The organism is Nitriliruptor sp., from assembly GCF_040882075.1.
Classification (GTDB): Bacteria; Actinomycetota; Nitriliruptoria; order Nitriliruptorales; family Nitriliruptoraceae; genus Nitriliruptor.
In genome coordinates this window covers 1-6,100 of sequence record NZ_JBBEBZ010000048.1, presented here as the reverse complement: position 1 = coordinate 6,100, position 6,100 = coordinate 1, and the positions used below count along the sequence as shown (strand labels likewise).

The following is a 6,100-nucleotide window of genomic DNA, read 5'->3' as shown; positions in this document are numbered from 1 at the left end:
ACAGCCGAACGTGAGGCCGTCGAGGACGCACAGGACACGCCCACCCCGCAGGACGACCAGGGCACGACGACCTCGGAGGACGACCGTGGCTGAGGAACGTCTGCAGAAGGTCATGGCCGCCGCCGGTGTCGCCTCCCGTCGCGTCTGCGAGGGGTTCATCATCGAGGGCCGGGTGACCGTCAACGGCGAGGTCGCCGAGCTCGGGTCCAAGGTGGACCGCGCCCGGGATGTGGTGGCCGTCGACGGCGAACGGATCAACGTCGATCCGGACCGCGTCTACGTGATGCTCAACAAGCCGCAGGGCGTGGTGAGCACGGCCGAGGACCCCGAGGGGCGCCCGACGGTCGTCGACCTGATCAACCTGCCGCAGCGGCTGTTCCCGATCGGTCGCCTCGACCTCGACACCGAGGGGCTGCTGTTGCTGTCCAACGACGGCGAGCTGACCAACGCCCTGCTGCACCCGTCGCGCGAGGTCGAGCGGTGGTACGTGGCGCTCGTCCCCGGCCCGGTCAAGGGTCGGGCCATGACGGCGATCCAGGAGGGTGTGGAGCTCGAGGACGGCATCGCTCGGGCGAAGCGTGTCCGGATCCTCGAGGAGGGCAAGGGCAAGGCACTGCTCGAGGTCGTGATGACCGAGGGACGCAAGCGCGAGGTGCGTCGGATGCTCGCCGAGGTGGGCCTGCCGGTCGATCGGCTCGCCCGCGTCCGGTTCGCTGACGTCGATCTCGGCGAGCTGCGCCAGGGCAAGTGGCGCTTCCTCACCCAGGCCGAGATCGGCGCGCTGCACGACGCCGCGCGGGCCGGTGCCGAGCGTGCGGCCAAGACCTCGCAGCAGCGCGCCACACGGCGCACGACGCGCGAGGAACGTGGCGCCAGGCGACGTGCTGGGGACGGCGGACCTCGACGCGACGGCACGGGGGGTGGCCGGTGAGCGCGCCTCGCGTCCGCGCCCTGCGCGGTGCCACGACGCTCGACGTCGACGAGCGCGATCACCTCATCGCCCGGACCCAGGAGGTGATGGCCGCCATCTTCGAACGCAACGCGCTGCAGGAGGACGACCTCATCTCCATCGTGTTCACCGCCACTTCGGACATCCACTCGGCGTTCCCCGCCGAGGCGGCCCGCGAGGCCGGGTTCACCCACGTGCCGTTGATGTGTGCGCGTGAGCTCGAGATCGACGGCGGCATCGAACGGTGCGTGCGGCTGCTCATCCACGCCTACACCGACCGGCCGGCCGAACGCCTGCGGCACGTCTACCTCCACGATGCGCGGCAGCTCCGCACGGACCTGCCGGAGTGATGGCCGACGATGCGCGGGTCGACGGCCCCGGTGGTCTGCGCCGGGTCGCGGTGGTCGGCGCCGGCCTGGTCGGCGGGTCGGTCGCCGGAGCATTCCGCGCCGTCGGCGCGTCGGTCACGCTGACGGACCGGGACGCGGACGTCCGACGTCGAGCTGCTGCGGCAGGGCTCGCCGACCGGGTCGTGGACGGCCTGGAGGAGGCCGTCCGGGATGCGGAGCTGGTGGTCGTCGCCGTCCCCGCGAACGTGGCAGCCGCCGTGCTGCACGAGGCCGCGAGGTCGGCTCCGCTGACCGCGGTGCTCACCGACGTCGCTAGCTTGAAGGGCGAACTCGTCCCCACCGTCGAGGCGCTGCTCGAGCGCGACGCACTCGATCCGGGGCGGTTCGTCGGCGGCCACCCGATGGCGGGCAGCGAGCGGAGCGGACCGGAAGCGGCGGACCCGAGCTTGTTCCAGGGCGCGACCTGGGTCCTGACGCCGACGAACCGGACCGATCACACCGCGATGACCGTGCTGTCGGCGGTCCTGCGGGCGATCGGAGCCAGGGTGCTCGCGCTCGAACCGGACCTGCACGACCAGCTCGTGGCGGTCACCTCCCACCTCCCGCAGGTCGCGGCATCCGCGCTCGCCGACGTGGCCGCTGAGACCGCTGGCCGGCTCGGCGAAGCGGTGCTGGCCGTCGCTGGTGGCGGCTTCCGTGACACCACGCGCATCGCCGCGTCGGACCCGGACCTGTGGGTCGGCATCCTGCGGGGCAACCGCGACGCCGTCGTGGGCGCCATCGATGCGCTGCGCAGCCGGCTCGACGCGGTGCGGGACGCGCTGACCGGCGATGACGACACGGAGCTGCGGGCGCTGCTCGACCGTGCATCGACGGCGCGGCGTGGGCTGGTCCGCCACGATGCCGACCACGAGACCGTCGACCTCGTCGTCGCGCTCGACGACCGGCCCGGTGCGCTCGCGACCGCGACCAAGGCGCTCGGTGAGGCCGGCATCAACGTGTCCGACCTGTCGATGCGTCACGCCTCCGCGGGCGACCGCGGTGCACTGCTGGTACGCATCGATGCGACCGCCGAGGCGCGTGCCATCAGCGCGCTCGCCGGGGTCGACCTGGCCGCACACGTCGAACCCGGAGAGGCCCCGTGACCGCGCCCGATCGCGTCCGTATCCACCCGGCTGAGCTCTCCGGCCAGGTCGCGGTGCCCGGCGACAAGTCGCTCAGCCACCGTGCGCTGCTGATCGGCGCCTTCGCCGACGAGCCGGTCCGCGTGGCCGGGCTCGCTCCGTCCGGTGATGTGGCGTCCAGCGCCGCGGCACTCCGCACCATGGGCGCGACGGTTGAGCTGAGCCCCGCCGACGACGGAGGGCTCACCGGGACGGTCCACGGACCGCTCGGCGAGCCCGACGACGTGGTCGACTGCGGCAACTCCGGCACCTCGCTCCGGCTCCTGGCGGGTATCGCCGCCGGCATCGAGGGCATCACGGTCCTGACGGGTGATCGGTCGCTGCGACGCCGACCGGTCGACCGCGTGGCGGTACCGCTGCAGCGCATGGGTGCCCGCATCGACGCCCGTGATGGTGGGCACCGCCCCCCGCTCGTCATCCGCGGCGGGGACCTGACCGGCACCGACCACCGCAGCCCGGTCGCCTCGGCGCAGATCAAGTCCGCGATCGTGCTCGCCGGGCTGCGAGCCTCGGGGCCGACCTCGGTGACCTCGCCGCTGCCGTCACGCGATCACACCGAACGCCTGCTCGCCCACCTCGGCCACCCCGTCCAGCGCGAGGTGTTCCGGGACGGCACCGAGGTCGTGACCGTGACACCGCTCGAGCGTGGACTCACCCCGGCTGACGTGGTGGTCGCGCGCGACCCGTCGTCGGCGGCGTTCTGGCTCGTGGCGGCCGCCTGTGGGGCGGGGACCATCACCGCGACGGGTGTCTGCGCCAACCCGCTCCGGCTCGGCGTGGTCACGGCGTTGCGGCGGCTCGGTGCCGCCGTCGAGGTGATCGAGCGTGGCAGTTCGGCAGGGGAGCCGGTCGCGGACCTGACGGTCACGCCGGGGCAGCTCGCCGGTGCCACGCTCCAGGGCCAGCTCGTGGTCGACGCGATCGACGAGCTGCCGGTCCTCGCCCTCGCGGGCGCGTGCAGCGCCGAGGGGCTCGAGGTGCACGACGCCGGCGAGCTGCGGGTCAAGGAGTCGGACCGCATCGCCGTCCTCGCGACCGCCCTCCGGGCCGTCGGGCTGGAGGTGGAGGAACGCCCCGACGGGTACCGTGTCCCCGGCGGCCAGCGCCCCGGTCCCGGCACCGTCGAGGCGCACGGCGATCACCGCATCGCGATGACGGCCGCCATCGCCGCCGTCCTCGGGACCGGTCCGGTCGAGATCGGCGGGTTCGGCGCCGTGGCCACCTCCTACCCCACCTTCCTCGACGATCTCGCCCGCCTCGGCGGTCGCGCCGAGGTCCTCGCCTAGACGAAGAGCAGCCCGCTGTGAGCGACCCGACGACCGATCCCACCCCTGACGAGCTCGACGACGCCATCGTCTGGCTCGACGACGAGGACGGTCCGGTCATCGCCATCGACGGCCCGGCGGGGAGCGGAAAGTCGACGGTGGCGGCGGCGGTCGCGGACGCGCTCGAGGTGCCGCACGTGGACACCGGTGCGCTCTACCGGGCCGCAGCCCTCGCCTGCCTCCGGGCCGAGGTCGACCTCGACGACGGCGCCGCCTGCACGTCGGTGGTGGTGGCCAGCCGGATCGACCGAGATGACCTCGAGCGGCGGACCCTGCTCGACGGCGAGGACGTCGAGGACGAGATCCGCGGCTCGGCGGTCACCGCCGCCGTGTCGACGGTCAGCGCCCACCACGGCGTCCGCAGCGCCCTCACGCCCGCCATGCGACGCGCCGTCCGCCACGGCGGTGTCGTCGAGGGTCGCGACATCGGTACGGTCGTCCTGCCCGACGCGGACGTGAAGGTCTTCCTGACCGCCTCGGTCGCCGAACGTGCTCGGCGACGCGCAGCACAGCTCGGCCGCGACGACGTCGAAGCGCTCACGGCCGAGCTCGAGGAACGGGACCGGGCCGACAGCGACCGGGAGGTGGACCCCCTCGCGCGAGCCGACGACGCGATCGAGATCGACACCGATCAGCTCACGGCCGACGAGGTGGTGGACCTGATCGTCGACCGCGTCGCCGACCTGCGCGCTGGTGTCGACCCAGATGCGCCGGCGTCGGTCGCCCCCGCCGATCCCCTGGCCGCCAACCGCGCCCTTCCGCGCGTCGCGATCGTCGGCCGGCCGAACGTCGGCAAGTCGACGCTCGTCAACCGCGTCCTCGGCCGACGCGTCACCATCGTCGAGGAGAAGCCGGGGGTCACCCGGGACCGGACCGAGCACGTCGCCGACTGGCTCGGTCGCCGGTTCATCGTGATCGACACCGGCGGGTGGGAGCACGCGGCCGAGGGGATGAACGCCCGCATCGTGGAGCAGGCCGAAGCCGCGATCGGCTCGGCCGACATCGTCCTGTTCGTGGTCGACGCGACCGTCGGCGCGCTCGAGGACGACGAGCGGTACGCCAAGCTCATCCGTCGCAGCGGCGTCCCGTCGGTCCTGGTGGCCAACAAGGTCGACAGCGACACCCACGAGCACCTCGTGCACGACCTGTACGGGCTGGGCCTGGACGCCGCCTACGGGGTGTCCGCGCGCCACGGCCGCGGCATCGGCGAGCTGCTCGACGCCGTGCTCGACACCCTGCCGTCGCCGGCGCCCGAGGTCCTCGCCGGGATCGACGAGGCCGACCGGGTGCCGCGGGTCGCGCTCGTCGGCAAGCCCAACGTCGGCAAGTCGTCGCTGTTCAACCGTCTCCTCGGCGAGGAGCGCTCGATCGTCGACCCCGTCGCGCACACCACCCGCGACGCCGTCGACACCATGGTGGAGGTCGACGGGGAACCCTGGGTCTTCGTCGACACCGCGGGGATGCGACGGCGCTACCGGACGGGTGAGGACACCGAGCTGTTCTCGGTCGACCGCACCCGCGCGGCCATCGAGCAGGCCGACCTCGTGCTGTTCCTGCTCGACGCGTCCGAGCCCCTCGGCGAGCAGGACCAACGACTCGCCGCGCTGCTGCGGGATGCGGGCCGCGGGCTGGTCCTCGTGCTCAACAAGTGGGACCTGGTCGACGAGCAGCGTCGCGAGGACCTCGAGAAGGAGCTGGACCGGCTGCTGAGCTTCGCGGCCTGGGCTCCGCGCATCAACATCTCGGCGTTGTCCGGCCGTGGCCTCCGGCGGGTCATGCCACAGCTGCGGACCGTGTGGACCAACTACCAGCGCCGGATCCCGACGCGGACGCTCAACCGTCTCATCGCTGACGCGGTCGCGCACCAGGCCCCGCCCCGCCGCGGCCAGAAGCAGCTCAAGATCCGCTACGCGACGCAGGCCGAGACCCGGCCACCCCGGTTCGTCCTGTTCGGCAACGGCACGCTCCCGTACGGCTACCGCCGCTACCTCGAGCGGAGCATCCGCGAGTCGCACGACTTCACCGGCGTCCCCCTCATGCTCGACGACCGGCCGCCGGCGCAGCGCGAACACCGTCGTCAGCAGCGCCGCAGCCGCTGACGGGTGCGGTGACGAAGCGCACGCGGTTGGCCCGCCCCGCCCGGGACCGGTAGCGTCCAGCGTTCGCGGGCGGCCCCCAGCCGTCCGCGTCTCGTCGCACCTCGCAGGACCGCGGCTTCCCGCCGTGGGAACCACCAGCACCGGGCTGTGGCGCAGTCAGGTAGCGCACTCGTCTGGGGGGCGAGGGGTCGCC

The 6,100-nt window shown here is 73.3% G+C and carries 5 protein-coding genes; all 5 read left to right on the top strand.

Annotated elements, in window-relative coordinates:
• Nucleotides 1-85 precede the first annotated feature (85 nt).
• From WEB03_RS02500 to der, 5 genes are read left to right on the top strand one after another with little or no spacing between them, the layout of a single operon-like run.
• Nucleotides 86-931 carry a pseudouridine synthase gene (locus WEB03_RS02500; RefSeq protein ID WP_368069392.1) on the top strand — a complete coding sequence of 282 codons (846 nt, stop codon included), beginning with the start codon at nt 86-88 and terminating at the stop codon, nt 929-931.
• Nucleotides 928-1,299 carry a chorismate mutase gene (gene aroH / locus WEB03_RS02495; RefSeq protein WP_368069391.1) on the top strand — a complete coding sequence of 124 codons (372 nt, stop codon included), beginning with the start codon at nt 928-930 and terminating at the stop codon, nt 1,297-1,299. The genes WEB03_RS02500 and aroH overlap by 4 nt, the downstream gene beginning before the upstream one ends.
• Nucleotides 1,299-2,444 (top strand): prephenate dehydrogenase/arogenate dehydrogenase family protein, encoded by a 1,146-nt coding sequence (locus WEB03_RS02490; protein WP_368069390.1) that lies wholly within the window; start codon nt 1,299-1,301, stop codon nt 2,442-2,444. The genes aroH and WEB03_RS02490 overlap by 1 nt, the downstream gene beginning before the upstream one ends.
• Complete coding sequence (aroA, locus tag WEB03_RS02485; protein ID WP_368069389.1) at nt 2,441-3,769, top strand: 3-phosphoshikimate 1-carboxyvinyltransferase; 1,329 nt, start codon at nt 2,441-2,443, stop codon at nt 3,767-3,769. Before WEB03_RS02490 ends, aroA begins: the two co-directional genes overlap by 4 nt.
• A gap of 17 nt (nt 3,770-3,786) precedes the next feature.
• Nucleotides 3,787-5,907: a ribosome biogenesis GTPase Der gene (der, locus tag WEB03_RS02480; RefSeq protein WP_368069388.1), complete on the top strand. Its 2,121-nt coding sequence runs from the start codon at nt 3,787-3,789 to the stop codon at nt 5,905-5,907.
• Nucleotides 5,908-6,100: the final 193 nt, after the last annotated feature.

Bases quoted from the DNA above. Each gene is read 5' to 3' on its own strand.
- WEB03_RS02490 (WP_368069390.1), top strand. From the start codon at position 1,299: ATGGCCGACGATGCGCGGGTCGACGGCCCCGGTGGTCTGCGCCGGGTC.